This window comes from Pantoea sp. CTOTU50773, from assembly GCF_032082325.1.
Classification (GTDB): Bacteria; Pseudomonadota; Gammaproteobacteria; order Enterobacterales; family Enterobacteriaceae; genus Pantoea; species Pantoea communis.
In genome coordinates, this window is the sequence record NZ_DAMDQC010000118.1 from 1 (window position 1) to 13,545 (window position 13,545).

Sequence of the window (13,545 nt, forward strand, 5' to 3'; positions counted from 1 at the left end):
CCCGTACGCCGGTATCCAGTACATCGTGGATTGGCGTACGTTGCAGTGGGTTAAACGGGGCGGTGATCAATGGCGCACGATAGCCGGTGTCCGGGGCAGGTAAACCATCCAGCGGTTTGCCTGCGCCATCCAGCACGCGGCCGAGCAGTTCTGGCCCAAGCAACAGCTGTTTACCGCCTTGTGCGTTGTCACCGCTAAAACGGGCATAAACGCGCGCACCCGGCAAAATGCCGTCCACTTCTTCCAGCGGCATCATCAACAGTTTCTGACCGTTGAAACCCACCACTTCACTTTCCACTTCAGTGATGTTGTTGCCGTCGTGACGTTCGATGATGCAGGTCGCACCGAGCGGCAGTTGCAGCCCGGTGGCCTCCAGTACTAAACCGGTAGCACGGGTCAGACGGCCATAGCGGCGCACGGTTTGCACCTGCGAAATACGATCCTCGAAGGCATCGAGTGCGCCAAGCCAGCGGGAAAGACGCGACGAGGTCATTACAAGGTCCCCGGTGCGGCCAGACGGCACAGTTCCTGCCAGCGGGTTGCCACGCTGGCATCGAGATCACCATCTTCGGCGCTGAGTTTACAGCCGCCGGGATGCAGTGAATTATCGGCCAGCAGTTTCCAGCCGTGCAGATCCAGCGTCGGGCCCAGTGTCTGCTCAATGCGCTGTAAATCATCAGGATGCACACGCAGCTGCGGTTTGCCGCTGAACATGGGTTCTTGTTGAATCAGCTGCTGAATCTGGCGCAGCAGGGCGGTGCCATCCACTTGTGTGGCCTGGCCAATCACCGTGCGTGCCGCTTCCAAGGCCAGCTGCATCAGACGTGAGGCGATGACGCTATCCAGCGCTTCCAGCGTGTGATGGAACTCAGTGACTAACTGCTGCATGCGCGCCTGTAAGGGCGCCTGCTGCTGTTGGGCATCGGCGAGTCCCTGCTGGAAACCGGCGTCGTAACCGTTCTGCTGTGACTCGGCAAAACCCTTTTGATAGCCCTCGCTGTAACCTTGCGTCTGTGCATCTTTGCGCATCTGCTGTTGCATGCGCTCCAGCATCTGCTGTTGCTCAGCTTCGGCACTCATTTCGACATCCACAGCCGGCTCTTCCTGCGGCAGTTCTTCCGCCACTTTGAAGGTGCTGCCTAAATCATCAGGCTGCCAGCGCTGCCACGCACGGGCGGAAAAGGCATCAGACATAAGTTTCCTCGCCACCACCAATTACCATTTCGCCGGATTCTGCCAGGCGACGGACCACCAGCAGGATCGCTTTCTGTTCGTTCTCCACGGCCGACATACGCACCGGACCACGGTTGGCCAGATCGTCGCGCAGGATATCGGCTGCACGCGCTGACATGTTCTTGAGGAACTTCTCGCGCAGCGGCTGTTCGGCACCTTTCAGGGCGATCAGCAACTGTTCGGACTCCACTTCCTGCAGCAGGCGCTGGATGCTGCGATCGTCCACTTCCACCAGGTTTTCGAACAGGAACATCTCGTCGATGATCTTCTGTGCCAGCTCGCCGTCGAAGTCGCGTACCGCTTCGATAACCGCTTCTTCCTGCTGCGTTTTCATCAGGTTGATAATTTCGGCTGCGGTTCTCACGCCACCCATCTTCGCACGCTTGAGGTTGGTGCCATCCAGCAGACCGTTCAGGACTTCGGTCAGTTCTGCCAGCGCCGCTGGCTGTACACCGCCGAAGGTGGCAATACGCAGCATCACGTCGTGACGCAGGCGTTCGTCGAACAGCGCCAGAATATCTGCGGCCTGGCCACGTTTGAGGTGCACCAGGATGGTGGCGATAATCTGCGGATGCTCGTCGCGGATAAGGTCGGCCGCTGCCTGAGGTTCCATAAAGTTGAGTGTTTCCATGCCGCTGGTGGTCTCGTTTTTCTCGAGAATATCTTCCAGCAGGCTGGAGGCGCGCTCCTCGCCCAAAGCTTTAACCAGCACCGAACGCAGGTAGTCATTGGAGTTGAGGCTCAGCGCAGCAAACTGCTCGGCATCCGCCTCAAACTCGCGCAGCACTTCGGTTAGCTGCTTGTGCGACACCTGACGCATTCCCGCCATCGCGGCGCTCAGGTGCTGCACTTCACGCTGGTTGAGGTGTTTGAATACCTCGGCCGCACGTTCTTCGCCAATGGTCATCATCAGAATGGCGCTTTTTTCAGTACCGGTCAGACTCATAGTTCTTTACTCATCCATTCGCGGATAACCAGCGCTACAACGCGCGGATCGTTTTCAGACATATCGCGGATGCGTTGGCTCATCACCTCGGCGCTCATGCGGTTATTTGATTTACGCTCTTGATCCAGCTCATCTTTGCTGAGCTGCACGCTGTAAGCTTCTTCAGATTCCAGCGCTTCCGCACGCGCTGCCGCTGCTTCTGCTGCCGCTTGCTCCTGCGCTTTCTTACGCATCAGCTGTGGACGCACCAGCTTGCGATACAGGATGAAGGCAACCAGCGCCACCAGCAGCCAGCGACCGCCGCTCATCAACATGTCGAAGAAGGCTTGCGACTGCCAGAACGGCAGGTCACCGCCAGTCGGCTCAGTGATGTTGAACTGCGAGTTCACCACGTTGACGCTGTCGCCACGATTCTGCGAGTAGCCCATCGCTTCACGGGTCAGGTCTTCAATCTGTTTGATCTGCTGATCGTTCAGTGCAACGGCTTTGCCTTTGCCGTCATCACGGTAGTTCACCACCACGGCCACCGACAGACGCTGCACATCGCCCACATTGACCTTGGTGTGGCGAATGGTGCGGTCCAGTTCGTAGTTCACGGTGTCGTTACGGCTTGAGCTGCTCGGGCCGCTGCTTTGCTGCGTGCTGGTTGTGGTGCCGTTATTGTTCGCCGCGTTGTTCTGGCCATTCGCATTCTGGCCGTTGGCATTTTGCTGCTGCGGATTGTTAACCGGTGCAGTATTCGCAGGGGCAGGTTGATTCGACAACGCACCCGGCACGCCACCTGGGTACGGGCTGCCATTCTGCTGGTTGGTATTAGTCTGACGCGAGCGAATCGCCGTGCTGTTCGGATCGGCGTTCGGTTTGTACTTCTCGTCGGTTTGTTCGCTGCGGTCAAAGTTGATCTGCGCTGTCACCTGCGCATGCACATTGCCCTGGCCAACGATCGGATTCAGGATGGCTTCGATACGCTGCTGATAACGCGCTTCCACTTCAGACGCGTACTTCAGCTGTGCATCATTCAGGTCACGACCTTCGCTGTCAGAACGGGTCAGCAAACGACCGGCCTGATCCACCACGGTCACGTTACCAGGCGGCAGACCGGCGACGCTGCTCGACACCATATGCTGAATGGCCTGAATCTGGCCTTCATCGAGTGCGCGACCCGGTTGCAGGTTCAATGTCACGGAGGCCGAAGGCGCTTTCTGCTCACGCACGAAAAGTGTGGGTTTTGGCATCGCCAGATGCACGCGCGCGCTCTTGACCGGGCCGAGCGTTTCAATGGTGCGAGCCAGCTCACCTTCCAGCGCACGCTGGTAGTTGATCTGCTCGCTGAACTGGCTGATGCCGAACTTCTCTTTGTCCATCAGCTCAAAGCCAACAGAGCCACCTTTCGGCAGCCCCTGTTGCGCCAGGCGCAGACGCAGTTCATGTACCTTATCGGCAGGCACCATCAAGGCACCGCCGTTTTCGGCGAACTGGTAAGGAATGTTCATTTGCGTTAGCTGGGTAACAATCGCGCCGCCATCTTCATCGGAGAGGTTGTTATAAAGCACGCGATAGTCAGGGGCTTTAGCCCACAGCACCAAGGCAAAAACCACTGCGATAGCGGCAGCGGCAGCAACAATGATTGGAATTCGCGGATTGGCGCGCAGGCGAGCCAGAAGGTCATTGAAACCTTTCTTTGCGGTATCTTGTGTGGCGGCTGCACTCGCATTCATGACCGATTCCTGCCTGACATAATTGACCGGGTTAGTTGTGGTGACAAAACAGACTCCCTGAAGCAACGTCTTAAATGAAATTCCAATCTTATGGCTGGCATTATTGATGAATCGGGTCACTTCGATGGCTGGATAAGCTGGGTTTTTTACGTTTATTTAGCGCCTTTGTCCTATTGACAGTGTGTTAACTTTTGCAGCGTGAAAATTTAAACCCTTCTTTAATGAGGTACAGGCATGTCGATTCAGGCAATAGATGGTGTGTTGCAGCAGCTGCAGTTAACGTCGTTACAGGCCAGCGGCAAGCAGGCCGAGTCAACCAATCAGGTAGATTTTGGTGCCACCATGAAAGCAGCACTGGATAAGATCAGCGACACGCAAACCGCCGCGCGCACCCAGGCACAGGATTTTGAAATGGGCAAACCGGGCATCCAGTTAAACGATGTGATGGTCGATCTGCAGAAATCCTCCATTTCCATGCAAATGGGGATTCAGGTGCGTAACAAACTGGTATCGGCGTACACCGATATCATGAATATGCAGGTGTAGTGGCTGCAAAGATTGTTGCGGTGTCAGGCGGGAAAGCATTTATCTTTTTCAGTAACAGCGGCATGATGCTGGCCTGACACACAGCGTATATCGAGAAGAGGATTCTCACGTGAAGCCCACCCTGCTGCTGTTGATGGCAACGATCATGCTATCCGGCTGTGATAATAAAAATGCGGACTTTGCACCGCAGATGAAAAATTACGCTTACCTCTATCAGTTCGAAGCCATTCCCGGCAAAGTCAAAAGCACGCATCAGCGCCTGTTTAGCGCCGACGACACGCCAATCTTTGATGTCGATATCGCCTTCGATGGGCAAGGCTGCATTGCCCATGTGAAATCCATTGATAAAGCCGGAGAGATCACCGAAGTGACGCGGGAAGGCGATAAACTGACTGGCACAGAGAACGGTCAGGATGTGGTCGTCACGCTGAATAAGCAGTGCGCGGTAATAAAAAAAGTCACTCCCAGCATGACGGTGGATATTGGCTATAACGATCAGGGTTGGGTTGATCAAATCTCCTCTCCCGCCTCCGATGTTAAATTCCATCTGACCTACAATAACGTCGGTGATATGACGCTGTTGAGTATTAAGAAGGGCGATGAGGAAGTGTCACGCGCCAGTGCCAAACATGATACGGACGCAAAAAAGATATCCGATGTGGTGACGACGGTGCAAAGAAACGAGCAAAGCAAGACGGTTACCACGCAATGCCAGTATAAGAATGATGTTCCTTTCCGTTGCGATACCGTAACCATTGATGCCGAAGGGCAAGTCACGGACAGGCAGTACGGCACCATTGATGTCACCTATTATTGATGCCTGATTAAGCCGCGAATGCGGCTTTTTTTATGCCGTTAATATCGGTGTCGATAAGCGAAGCGCTAAATAAAACAATCACTTACTGATCAATTGCGCGCTCGATATGCTAAAGTGTGGGCCTTAGGTAAGCATTCGTCAGAGCAGGGAACTCGGTGTGCAACATGCGCATCACGCGAGGCGTTGAGGAGTGTTGAGTAAGTGCTGCAGCGACAAGAAGCGTGTAAGAATGAAAGAAGGTTATTACTGGGTTAGAGATAAAGATAACCCACCAGAAGTCTGGCGATATATAAAGCAATTTGGCTGGTACCGTCCCTGCGTTGCCGTGCCCATCACCTTAAGTTCTTTTAAGTTGATGAACTACCAGGTCATCAGCGATCGATTATTACCACCGGGTTACTTCCCGCTTTAAATGCAAAAACCGCCGGTTAAAGGCGGTTTTTTTATTCTCTCTAACCGTTCGCTATTTGATTTCCGGCCAGGCGATAGCCGGGAAACCATTTAACTGCGGACGCGCGAACAGATACCCCTGGAACTGGCTAATGCCTGCCGCTTCCAGCCACATCCACTCCTCGGCTTTCTCCACGCCCTCTGCAATCACCGCAATCTCCAGCGAGTTACAGCACTTAATGATGGCATGCAAAATGGCCTGTTTAGGACCGCTTTTATGCACATCGCTAATCAGCTCACGATCAATCTTAATCTTGTCCGGCTGGAATCTTGATAACAGTGACAGGCCAGCAAAGCCCGCACCAAAATCATCCAGGGCCAGACTGATACCCGCCGATTTTAGTTTGCGCACCTGTGCCGCAAACTCATCGGTGCGCGAGATGATCTCATTTTCTGTGACTTCAACAATCACCTGCTCGGGGACCAAACCATTGGCTTCAATCTGCGTCAGCAGAAAATCCACCGCATCAGGAACCGTGACCAGGGACATTGGCAGCAAGTTGATGGAGATACTGTGTTCGCCAATACCTAACTTTTTCGCCAGTTCGAACGCCAGTTTTTTAGACTGAATATCCGCATGATAAACAGCCTCGCCACCGAAGGCAGAAAAGTATTCGCCTGGCGAACCGCCATTCGGGGTACGGATTAACGCCTCATACGATGCCACGCGGCGTGCGAACGGATCGATAATCGGCTGAAAGGCGAAGTGGCACTCTTTCAGTGAGTCAATGACTTCATCCTGAAGGGTACGAGATGGCTCATCCGCAATAAATTCCCAGGTGCTGGCTGCGGGGATTTCAAAATAGTTCTCTTTATCACGGGCGATAACAAAGGTGCGCAGGAACTGCAACGCGCGATCATCGTAGGTCAGTTGATAGCGAGAGGTGCCTTTGTCTAACACGGCTTGCAGCACCATGGATTTATCATGCTCGCGTAAATCAAACAGCTCCATACCCACTTTGCCAAAGCGGCGAGCGGGAGCAAAGTCATGCATCAACTCCACCAGATTGTGGTGGCGGGCGTCCAGGCAAATGCGATCATAAATACCCTGCACAGCGTCACGGGGCCCTTCAAGTAACTGGAAGAAGTGCAGTCCATCAAATAGCAGAATGCCTGTGACATCGTGCGAGCTGTTTTTGTTATTCGCTTTCGCCACCATGTCTTCAAGGGTTTTGATAGGAACATGATCATGGAGGTGACTGCGATAAATGATGGTGGTGAGCATAGCGATTGTCCGAACAACTTTTTTATTGTGGCGTCTACATTAGCAGGCCTGGGGCGGGGGCTGTCCACCAATACAGACTCGAATCGTAAAGTATTTTCCAATTAATGAGTTAACCGAAACGGCTAGCGAAACGGCGTCAAATCGAATTGTTAATTAATTGCTCCGGGGGAGTATTTACGATAAATAATTTCGATTGAATGGATAAATAAAAAGCGTATCTTGACCCTCGTTAACCAGAGGTGAGCATAATGTTACGCGACTATTTAAAGATTGATGATAGCGACCGTTTAGTTGAACAGAGCGTATTAAGACTCAACAACCGCGGTCAGGAAGATGTCACTGAATGGCATATTGTAAGCGTAGACGGCAAGCAAAAAGGCAGCGTGACGCTGTTCGATAAGCTCTGCAACCGCCGCTCATATTGTGTTAACTATCGCATTACGCAGAAGGATGTGCACGGGAGGGTTGTCGTCGATCATTTGACCGACGTTTTGTAATAATTGCCGTAGTTTTGCTGGTTTTGACCCGCTCATAGGCGGGTTTTTTGCATTCTCTTATCTGGCGCGATAGCGGCGCATTTCCATCATAGTTCCAATTAATTCAATCCTTTTCTCCGACGATGCATGCAAAGGAAAATCGTCATTCAACGGCCGCAACGAGAAAATTTGCTCGTCATGCTGTTCGGCCATCAGGCGATAAATACGTATCAGAACCTCGCCATTGATGTGTGCCAGCACCACATCACCCGGTTGTGGATTAACGGCAGGATCGAATATCAGTGTGTCGCCGGGTCGGTAGTCAGGTTGCATGGCGGTATCCTCCAGGGTGATCGCCAACGCCGATTCACTCAGTCTGCTATCGCTGTAGAGAAAGCGGGTCGCCTGCTGCTGAATCAATAAGCGTTGCTCCTGCATCCACGCAGCCGCTTGCGCCAGAGTGATCAACGGCAGAGCACTGACACCACTGACGTTAAGCGGGGCGGCAAACACCTCGCCCTCGCCATCAATTATCCATGCTGCCGTACATTGCAGCAGTTCTGCCAGCCGCAACAGGTTCTCGCCGCGCGGAACGGTCTCATTTTTTTCCCATTGTGAAACAGCGACATGTGACACGCCAATGCCACTTGCCACCACTAACTGCGTGAGCTTCAGCGCTTTACGACGGCTGCGAATGCGTTCACCTGCAGATTCTTTTTTCATCATCTTGACAACTCTGTTGGGTTTTATTTAAGTATACTTAAACTCATTAATTAAAGTAAGCTTAAATTCTGGTGTTGGCCGCGCAACTGGCAAGGGCGGACAACATGTTCTTCAGGCGGCTCCCTTGCCAGTGAAGAGAGGTGAGGCATGGAAAGTAGTTTGGTGACTAGCGTCGGTGCGCTGCTTCTCGGTGGCGGTGCGGCAGCTGTGTTCTGGAAACCCTTAATGGCCGGCATCGCGGCCATCGTCACCAGCAATCGCGCCGGCGGCGAGATCATCACCAGCTACAAAGAGCAGGTGATGCTTCTCAAAGAGAGCCACGCGCTGATGCGCCAGGAGAACGATGACCTGCGTATTCGCCACGACAAGAATCTGCGGCGCATCTCTTCGCTGGAGACCGATCTACGGCTGATTAAGAACGCGCTGGGCATTCTGTTAGCCACCACGGAATCTGATCACAGCGATAAATTCCGCAGTCAGATCAATCAACTGATCACCACCTTAGAGGAGAGTCGCGATGGTGCAGATAAACAGTGAATTTTCAGTACGCGGCCATCGGCGTCAGCTGCTGCTTGGCGGTCTGCTGCTGATGCTGTCGCTACTGTGTGCGGCAATGACGATTATGTTCGTTTTCGTGAATAACAGCGCCAACCGGCGGGTGGAGGATATCCGACAGCAGTATCGTGCGATCTCTGATCGCCGGGAAGCGCGGGTGGCGGAATTGACCAGCCAACTGGTGACATTGCAGAAAAAACTCGATGGCTTGCCGGACCGCACCGCTAACAAGACAGCGGACAAAGTGAAGCAGGTTGTGGGGGAAGACGCGCCACCCGAATCGACGCATTAAGGAGGCCAGGATGAGTATTACCGAGCGGATTGCAGCCAGCTTCGGCCGACTGTGGTCTTTATTAAGCAAGAAGGAGAAAATTATGAGCGACCAAACTGTAATCGAAAATAGTGCAGCAACGGCAACACCGGATGCCAGCACGCTGTCACCGTTAGAGAGTTTTGCGAATGAGGTGGCGGTGCCGGTGGCAAGCAGTGCGCCCGCTGCGGATGCCTCAACGGCAGCCTTTAGCAGCGCGGCAGGGCAGGAAGCCACAACGCCAGCGATAAGCAGTGCGCCAGCACCTGACGTCTCAGTGCCCGCCGAGAGCAATGCGCCAGCTCCGGACGTTTCATTGTCTACAGCAAGCAGCGTGCCCGCGCCGGACACCTCAACGCCAGCCGCGAACGCTGGCAGCGAGGCTCAAGCTGCGGCGGCTACGGATGCGACGGATCTTACCCAGCAGTTGGCCACGCCTGATCCCCTGGCAAACGGTTCTGCCAGCGCCGGGCCGTCATCGGCTTCTACCCTCGGGGATCTCGCTGGGCAGCCTGTCGTGGGAGTGAGTACGGATGCTGTCAGTCAGGACATCAACGCCAGCGTGAAGGACTTCACTCAGGCATTTAACTTTGTCGAAAGTGGGGTTGAGAAGTTAGGTGTGGCGGCAAAGGATGAGCTGATCGCCCTGGCGCGCAAGTATCTGTAGTCCTCAGGCGGCCTTCGGGTCGCCTTTTCATCTTCCGATTATTCTTAATGCGGTCTCGCTATTTTCTACTAACTTTAATCATTCAAACGTTATTTAAACGGGTTTAATTAGCGAAAAGGAAGATAGCATGAGTGATACAGAGGCAATCAAAACCAAAACTGACTACCTGCGTGATGTCACCTCCCAGTTAAAAGAGATGCGTCACTATGCGCAGACCAATACTGAGACGCTATCCAGCCACTGGTTGGCATTTGATGCAGGCGAGTACAAAGACAAAGAGTATGCGGGACGTTTTGACACGCTGCTCAACAAGCAGGGACAGCTGTTAGATGATATTGAGTTGGCGATTCAGGATTTAGAGATCGCCATCAATCACAGCGAGCAAGAAAGCTAAGTTCCCCCGCGCTGGTGGCTTAATCGGCCACCAGCCACATGTCTGCTTCATCGAACATCTCTTCGACAATACGTGCCACCGTCGCTTTATCATTCTTACTCAGATCGGTATCAATGGCGTTTCGCTCCATTGGCTTGACGCGTACCTCGATCTCAGGAAATACGCGTTGCACGCGCTTCTCCAATTCCAGCAATATCATCTCACGTGCGCCTGGTAAACCGGCGACGTTGCGCTTATCGTAAATCAGCTCCACAAACATCAGGGCAGTCCATTCTTCAAAGAGGGTGCGTCATATTACTGTAAATAAAAACAGTGGCAAGGCTCGAAGCCCTACAGGTAAGAATATTTATCTATCTGAGATACAGTTAGCGGGATTTGCACTGATACTCAACAGCGTTACAAAGCGAATTGGCTTTTTTAGGGGGTAAACATGCGTCAACTGGTGATCGATATTTTGTTGAAAATGGCAAAAATGGATACGGAAGCAAAAGAGTTGGTGGCGCAGGTTGAGGCACAGTCATTACTGATTGCGGCCTTATTGATTCAGGCGAAGCAGGATAATAACTTAACGATCAGCGACACCGTTCAGGATGCCATTTTGACCGCATCGCGTGCCGGGCAGCAATTTTTACAGTCAGATGTGGATCTGCTGCTGACGCACATCAATCGTCTATTGGCGGTGGCAAGTTATGTGGAAGTGAAAGGGATTGAGCGCGAGGGGTAAGCAAAAAAATACTACCTCTGGAGGGGAAATCCAGCAACTCCTCCAGAGGCGGCGCAATAGCACCTTCGTTCAAGGACAATCTACGACCGAAGCCGTCAGATACAAGTTATACAACTCCGGATGACTTGTACAACTTTTACCTTGCCGATTTGTGTGGTTGGAGGTGTGTTTGAGATATATTTTTAGGGCCGCTGCGCTTAAAGTTCGTTCTTGATGCAAAACTCTTCCCACGTCATGCCGAGCGCTTCCGCATGAGATTTCAGGTAAGTTTCAATCGCTTCAGCAGCAACCGCTTTATCAGGCTCTGCCAGTTGGATGGAAAACAGCATGCCATCCAGCTTTTTCTGGCGTAAGAATGCGGCATAAATGCGCTCAGCGTGCCACTCGCGCAGTTGGCGCAGTGACAAGTTGGCCGCGCGCGCGTCGCTCTCGGTTAGTTCATCCAGCGCGGCTTGAAAATCGGCGTGCGCGGCAAAAAACATCGTGCGTGCCTGGGCGTAATACTCTTCTGGGGTTTTCATGCGAATTTCCTGCTTATCGACTTGCGCGCTAGTGTAACGTGCGCGAAGTGTCTTGTCAGGCTCAGCCGGGTTTTCGCCGAGATTCCTTGCGTAACTTACGCGAAAAATTATAACGTAGCCGCCATTGAGGCGAGTGTAGGGACCAGGAATGAAAAAGTGGATGGTATTGGCCGCGCTGGGCTTGAGCGGATGTGCGCAAATTAGCAATTACGATGAAGCGGTAAAAACCCCGGCACCAGTGGAATTGCAAGGTAACTGGCAGACTGTCGGACCGCAGAGCAAGTTGATCAGTGGCCAGGCGATGGGCAGCCTGATCATCGGTGCAGAAGGCGACACGCTGGACTGCCGCCAGTGGCAGCGCGTAATTGCCAAGCCAGGCAAGTTAACCCGCCTGAGCGATGAGTGGGTCAACGTGACGCGTCAGGTGCGCGTGATGCCGCTGACGCTGGAGAACGGTGAACTGCGTTATGACGGCTTGCGCATGCGTAAGGTCGACCAACCCACTGTTGAGTGCCAGCAGGCGCTGAAAGAAGTGGCGAAGCGTCCGAAGGATGCGGTGATTCAGGATATTCAGCCGCAGATTATGGAGCCGGTGTCGGTCCCTGCGCAGAAGTGATTTTGTGAGCACAGTTCCAAATAAAAACGGGTGAGCATCAGCTCACCCGTTTTTCATTCAGCTCGCCGCAAATTAATTCTGTGGCAGATACACATTACCTTGCTTGCCGTACGCGCTCATCACCGATTTCTGCTTCGATGATTGGCCCACCAGTTGCGTCAGCTCGTCCATACGCAATTTCAACAGACGTTTGACTTCACTCTCATTGTCGAGGATATGGCGCAGTACCGGACGCAGCTGATCCTGCAACTGGCTGGAGGGCGGCGCCGCTTCGGTCGAGCGGGCCAAGGTTTGCACCGCACTGACGTAATCCACTTCCTTTGTAATCAGGTCATCCCATTCGCCGTCTGCGGCCAGGCGCAGCATTCCATGGCTGAGATCGAGTAACTGTTGGTAAACGGTAATCAGATGCGGTGCATTGTTCATTAAACGGCGTCCTGAAGGTGTTGAGGTTGTGCGACTTCTTTCCAGGCGTCAGCGATATTACGCAGGAGACCTTCGACTTCTTCGATGGCTTCTACGTCATTACGCAGGTTGGCCTGCAGCAGACGGCGGACCATATAGGCGTAAAGTCCGATTAAGTTGTCGGTGAGTTCATCACCCGACTGCTCATCCAGACCCTGCTTCAGTCCGCTCTCAATAATATTGATGGCCTTGGAAATGGAATTACCTTTGCCCTGAATATTGCCATCCTGCATAAACAGGCGAGCACGAATTAGGGCGCTAAGTGCGCCGTCGAACAGCATCGTAATCAATTGCGGCTGACTGGCGCTCATCACTGAGCTTTCCACACCTATCTTTGCATAGGCTTGAGTGCCATTTGCGCTGTACATGATTACTCCTTATGAAGATGAGCTGCTGGAGCTCGATGTCATGTTGTCAAACTGTTGGGTCAGATAATCGCTGGTGCTATTGAGTGCACTCATGGTGACGTCCAACTGAGTAAATTGCTCTTTATAGCGCGCAATCAGGTTATCAATGCGGGTACTGGTGGTGTTGTACTGATCGGTTAAATCATTGAGTGTCTTACTCACACCATCAGTTGCAGCCTGAACGATGCCGGTGCTTGAGAGCCAGTTGGTCAATTTGGTGGAGAGCGCAGTCGTCACCCCGGTCGTTTTTCCATCGCCAACCAACAAAGACTGAACATCGCTACTGTTATTGGCAATAGCATTGTTGAGGGTATCATCGTCCAGTTCTAACTCGCCGGTCGTTGGATCGGTAGTGATGCCAATTTGCGCCAGGGTGGCAAAGGTTGAACTTCCTGAAGAACTCGACAGCAGGCTCTTGATTTGCGTCTGAATCGTACGGAGTGTGCTGTCACCTAGCAGTGCACCATTACTGGTATCCTGATCGGCCCCGGCATCAACAGCCGTGTATTTTGTTAATGTACTAAACGTACCAATTAGCGTGTTGTAGGCATCCACCCAGTCAGAAATGGCGGTGGCTGCCTTTGAAGTATCTTTGGTGATGGTGAGCGTCTGATTTCCAGAGGTGACGTCGGAAAGATTTAATGTAATGCCTTCTAAAGCATCACTAATTGTGTTCGAACTGCTTTCGATATCGACGTTATTAACAGAAAGCAGTGCGTTTTGTGCTGTAACGCTTTCTGTCATTGGATTGT

20 protein-coding genes and 1 pseudogene are annotated in these 13,545 nt (G+C 52.8%); 10 read left to right on the forward strand and 11 right to left on the reverse strand.

Annotated elements, in window-relative coordinates; translation table 11 throughout:
- The 4 genes and pseudogenes from fliI to fliF all read right to left on the reverse strand — a co-directional run.
- Positions 1-493 (reverse strand): annotated as a pseudogene (fliI, locus tag RT340_RS16665) (flagellum-specific ATP synthase FliI); the annotation flags it as partial.
- Positions 493-1,194 carry a flagellar assembly protein FliH gene (gene fliH, locus RT340_RS16670; protein ID WP_034824427.1) on the reverse strand — a complete coding sequence of 234 codons (702 nt, stop codon included), beginning with the start codon at positions 1,192-1,194 and terminating at the stop codon, positions 493-495. The pseudogene fliI and the gene fliH, both read right to left, overlap by 1 nt.
- Positions 1,187-2,179 carry a flagellar motor switch protein FliG gene (gene fliG, locus RT340_RS16675; protein ID WP_034824425.1) on the reverse strand — a complete coding sequence of 331 codons (993 nt, stop codon included), beginning with the start codon at positions 2,177-2,179 and terminating at the stop codon, positions 1,187-1,189. Before fliG ends, fliH begins: the two co-directional genes overlap by 8 nt.
- Entirely contained in the window at positions 2,176-3,897 is a 1,722-nt protein-coding gene (gene fliF, locus RT340_RS16680; RefSeq protein ID WP_097116795.1) for a flagellar basal-body MS-ring/collar protein FliF, read from the reverse strand. Before fliF ends, fliG begins: the two co-directional genes overlap by 4 nt.
- Before the next feature lie 234 nt (positions 3,898-4,131).
- Here fliF and fliE point away from each other — a divergent pair, with 234 nt between their 5' ends.
- The 3 genes from fliE (at position 4,132) to RT340_RS16695 (ending at position 5,672) form a co-directional block, all read left to right on the forward strand.
- A complete protein-coding gene (gene fliE / locus RT340_RS16685; RefSeq protein WP_034824419.1) occupies positions 4,132-4,443 on the forward strand; it encodes a flagellar hook-basal body complex protein FliE in 312 nt (103 codons plus the stop codon).
- A gap of 109 nt (positions 4,444-4,552) precedes the next feature.
- Complete coding sequence (locus tag RT340_RS16690) at positions 4,553-5,260, forward strand: YnfC family lipoprotein (RefSeq protein ID WP_313377226.1); 708 nt, start codon at positions 4,553-4,555, stop codon at positions 5,258-5,260.
- A 229-nt stretch (positions 5,261-5,489) separates the two neighbouring features.
- Positions 5,490-5,672 carry a hypothetical protein gene (locus RT340_RS16695; RefSeq protein WP_045815127.1) on the forward strand — a complete coding sequence of 61 codons (183 nt, stop codon included), beginning with the start codon at positions 5,490-5,492 and terminating at the stop codon, positions 5,670-5,672.
- Positions 5,673-5,723: 51 nt separating this feature from the next.
- Here RT340_RS16695 and RT340_RS16700 read toward each other — a convergent pair whose 3' ends face one another.
- Positions 5,724-6,935, reverse strand: a complete 1,212-nt coding sequence (locus tag RT340_RS16700; RefSeq protein WP_097116797.1) for a diguanylate phosphodiesterase — start codon at positions 6,933-6,935, stop codon at positions 5,724-5,726.
- 248 nt (positions 6,936-7,183) lie between these two features.
- Here RT340_RS16700 and RT340_RS16705 point away from each other — a divergent pair, with 248 nt between their 5' ends.
- The gene (locus tag RT340_RS16705; protein ID WP_038646357.1) at positions 7,184-7,432 is read left to right on the forward strand and encodes a hypothetical protein; all 249 of its coding nucleotides are present in this window, start codon (positions 7,184-7,186) and stop codon (positions 7,430-7,432) included.
- Positions 7,433-7,489: 57 nt separating this feature from the next.
- On the opposite strand, the gene RT340_RS16710 is transcribed toward RT340_RS16705, so the two are convergent.
- On the reverse strand, positions 7,490-8,137 hold the full coding sequence (locus RT340_RS16710) for a helix-turn-helix domain-containing protein (RefSeq protein ID WP_313377229.1): 648 nt from the start codon (positions 8,135-8,137) through the stop codon (positions 7,490-7,492).
- Positions 8,138-8,281: 144 nt separating this feature from the next.
- On the opposite strand from RT340_RS16710, the gene RT340_RS16715 reads away from it, so the two are divergent.
- From RT340_RS16715 to RT340_RS16730, 4 genes are all read left to right on the forward strand, one after another.
- Positions 8,282-8,671, forward strand: a complete 390-nt coding sequence (locus tag RT340_RS16715) for a hypothetical protein (RefSeq protein WP_034824400.1) — start codon at positions 8,282-8,284, stop codon at positions 8,669-8,671.
- Positions 8,652-8,981, forward strand: coding sequence for a hypothetical protein (locus tag RT340_RS16720; protein WP_097116800.1), 330 nt, complete (start codon positions 8,652-8,654; stop codon positions 8,979-8,981). Before RT340_RS16715 ends, RT340_RS16720 begins: the two co-directional genes overlap by 20 nt.
- Positions 8,982-9,063: 82 nt before the next feature.
- Positions 9,064-9,666, forward strand: a complete 603-nt coding sequence (locus tag RT340_RS16725) for a hypothetical protein (RefSeq protein ID WP_313377232.1) — start codon at positions 9,064-9,066, stop codon at positions 9,664-9,666.
- Positions 9,667-9,793: 127 nt separating this feature from the next.
- Positions 9,794-10,060: a hypothetical protein gene (locus tag RT340_RS16730; protein WP_034824391.1), complete on the forward strand. Its 267-nt coding sequence runs from the start codon at positions 9,794-9,796 to the stop codon at positions 10,058-10,060.
- Positions 10,061-10,079: 19 nt separating this feature from the next.
- Here the strand turns inward: RT340_RS16730 and RT340_RS16735 are convergent, their stop codons facing one another.
- A complete protein-coding gene (locus RT340_RS16735; RefSeq protein ID WP_313377234.1) occupies positions 10,080-10,319 on the reverse strand; it encodes a DinI-like family protein in 240 nt (79 codons plus the stop codon).
- Between the two features lie 171 nt (positions 10,320-10,490).
- Between RT340_RS16735 and iraP the strand changes: the two genes are divergently transcribed.
- A complete protein-coding gene (gene iraP / locus RT340_RS16740; protein ID WP_058959875.1) occupies positions 10,491-10,784 on the forward strand; it encodes an anti-adapter protein IraP in 294 nt (97 codons plus the stop codon).
- Between the two features lie 197 nt (positions 10,785-10,981).
- Here iraP and RT340_RS16745 read toward each other — a convergent pair whose 3' ends face one another.
- Positions 10,982-11,305: a DUF6388 family protein gene (locus RT340_RS16745; RefSeq protein WP_034824381.1), complete on the reverse strand. Its 324-nt coding sequence runs from the start codon at positions 11,303-11,305 to the stop codon at positions 10,982-10,984.
- Between the two features lie 148 nt (positions 11,306-11,453).
- On the opposite strand from RT340_RS16745, the gene yedD reads away from it, so the two are divergent.
- Entirely contained in the window at positions 11,454-11,921 is a 468-nt protein-coding gene (yedD, locus tag RT340_RS16750; protein WP_058959874.1) for a lipoprotein YedD, read from the forward strand.
- A 72-nt stretch (positions 11,922-11,993) separates the two neighbouring features.
- On the opposite strand, the gene fliT is transcribed toward yedD, so the two are convergent.
- From fliT to fliD, 3 genes are all read right to left on the reverse strand, one after another.
- Entirely contained in the window at positions 11,994-12,347 is a 354-nt protein-coding gene (gene fliT / locus RT340_RS16755) for a flagella biosynthesis regulatory protein FliT (protein ID WP_034824376.1), read from the reverse strand.
- Positions 12,347-12,754, reverse strand: a complete 408-nt coding sequence (gene fliS, locus RT340_RS16760; RefSeq protein WP_313377239.1) for a flagellar export chaperone FliS — start codon at positions 12,752-12,754, stop codon at positions 12,347-12,349. Before fliS ends, fliT begins: the two co-directional genes overlap by 1 nt.
- Positions 12,755-12,763: 9 nt before the next feature.
- Positions 12,764-13,545: flagellar filament capping protein FliD (gene fliD, locus RT340_RS16765; protein WP_313377241.1), on the reverse strand; the 782-nt coding region annotated here is incomplete at its 5' end.

What these genes read in the sequence shown, in the direction of transcription:
- fliH (WP_034824427.1), bottom strand. Translation starts at nt 1,194, where the DNA reads ATGTCTGATGCCTTTTCCGCCCGTGCGTGGCAGCGCTGGCAGCCTGAT.
- fliG (WP_034824425.1), bottom strand. Translation starts at nt 2,179, where the DNA reads ATGAGTCTGACCGGTACTGAAAAAAGCGCCATTCTGATGATGACCATT.
- fliF (WP_097116795.1), bottom strand. Translation starts at nt 3,897, where the DNA reads ATGAATGCGAGTGCAGCCGCCACACAAGATACCGCAAAGAAAGGTTTC.
- fliE (WP_034824419.1), top strand. Translation starts at nt 4,132, where the DNA reads ATGTCGATTCAGGCAATAGATGGTGTGTTGCAGCAGCTGCAGTTAACG.
- RT340_RS16695 (WP_045815127.1), top strand. Translation starts at nt 5,490, where the DNA reads ATGAAAGAAGGTTATTACTGGGTTAGAGATAAAGATAACCCACCAGAA.
- RT340_RS16700 (WP_097116797.1), bottom strand. Translation starts at nt 6,935, where the DNA reads ATGCTCACCACCATCATTTATCGCAGTCACCTCCATGATCATGTTCCT.
- RT340_RS16705 (WP_038646357.1), top strand. Translation starts at nt 7,184, where the DNA reads ATGTTACGCGACTATTTAAAGATTGATGATAGCGACCGTTTAGTTGAA.
- RT340_RS16710 (WP_313377229.1), bottom strand. Translation starts at nt 8,137, where the DNA reads ATGATGAAAAAAGAATCTGCAGGTGAACGCATTCGCAGCCGTCGTAAA.
- RT340_RS16715 (WP_034824400.1), top strand. Translation starts at nt 8,282, where the DNA reads ATGGAAAGTAGTTTGGTGACTAGCGTCGGTGCGCTGCTTCTCGGTGGC.
- RT340_RS16720 (WP_097116800.1), top strand. Translation starts at nt 8,652, where the DNA reads ATGGTGCAGATAAACAGTGAATTTTCAGTACGCGGCCATCGGCGTCAG.
- RT340_RS16725 (WP_313377232.1), top strand. Translation starts at nt 9,064, where the DNA reads ATGAGCGACCAAACTGTAATCGAAAATAGTGCAGCAACGGCAACACCG.
- RT340_RS16730 (WP_034824391.1), top strand. Translation starts at nt 9,794, where the DNA reads ATGAGTGATACAGAGGCAATCAAAACCAAAACTGACTACCTGCGTGAT.
- RT340_RS16735 (WP_313377234.1), bottom strand. Translation starts at nt 10,319, where the DNA reads ATGTTTGTGGAGCTGATTTACGATAAGCGCAACGTCGCCGGTTTACCA.
- iraP (WP_058959875.1), top strand. Translation starts at nt 10,491, where the DNA reads ATGCGTCAACTGGTGATCGATATTTTGTTGAAAATGGCAAAAATGGAT.
- RT340_RS16745 (WP_034824381.1), bottom strand. Translation starts at nt 11,305, where the DNA reads ATGAAAACCCCAGAAGAGTATTACGCCCAGGCACGCACGATGTTTTTT.
- yedD (WP_058959874.1), top strand. Translation starts at nt 11,454, where the DNA reads ATGAAAAAGTGGATGGTATTGGCCGCGCTGGGCTTGAGCGGATGTGCG.
- fliT (WP_034824376.1), bottom strand. Translation starts at nt 12,347, where the DNA reads ATGAACAATGCACCGCATCTGATTACCGTTTACCAACAGTTACTCGAT.
- fliS (WP_313377239.1), bottom strand. Translation starts at nt 12,754, where the DNA reads ATGTACAGCGCAAATGGCACTCAAGCCTATGCAAAGATAGGTGTGGAA.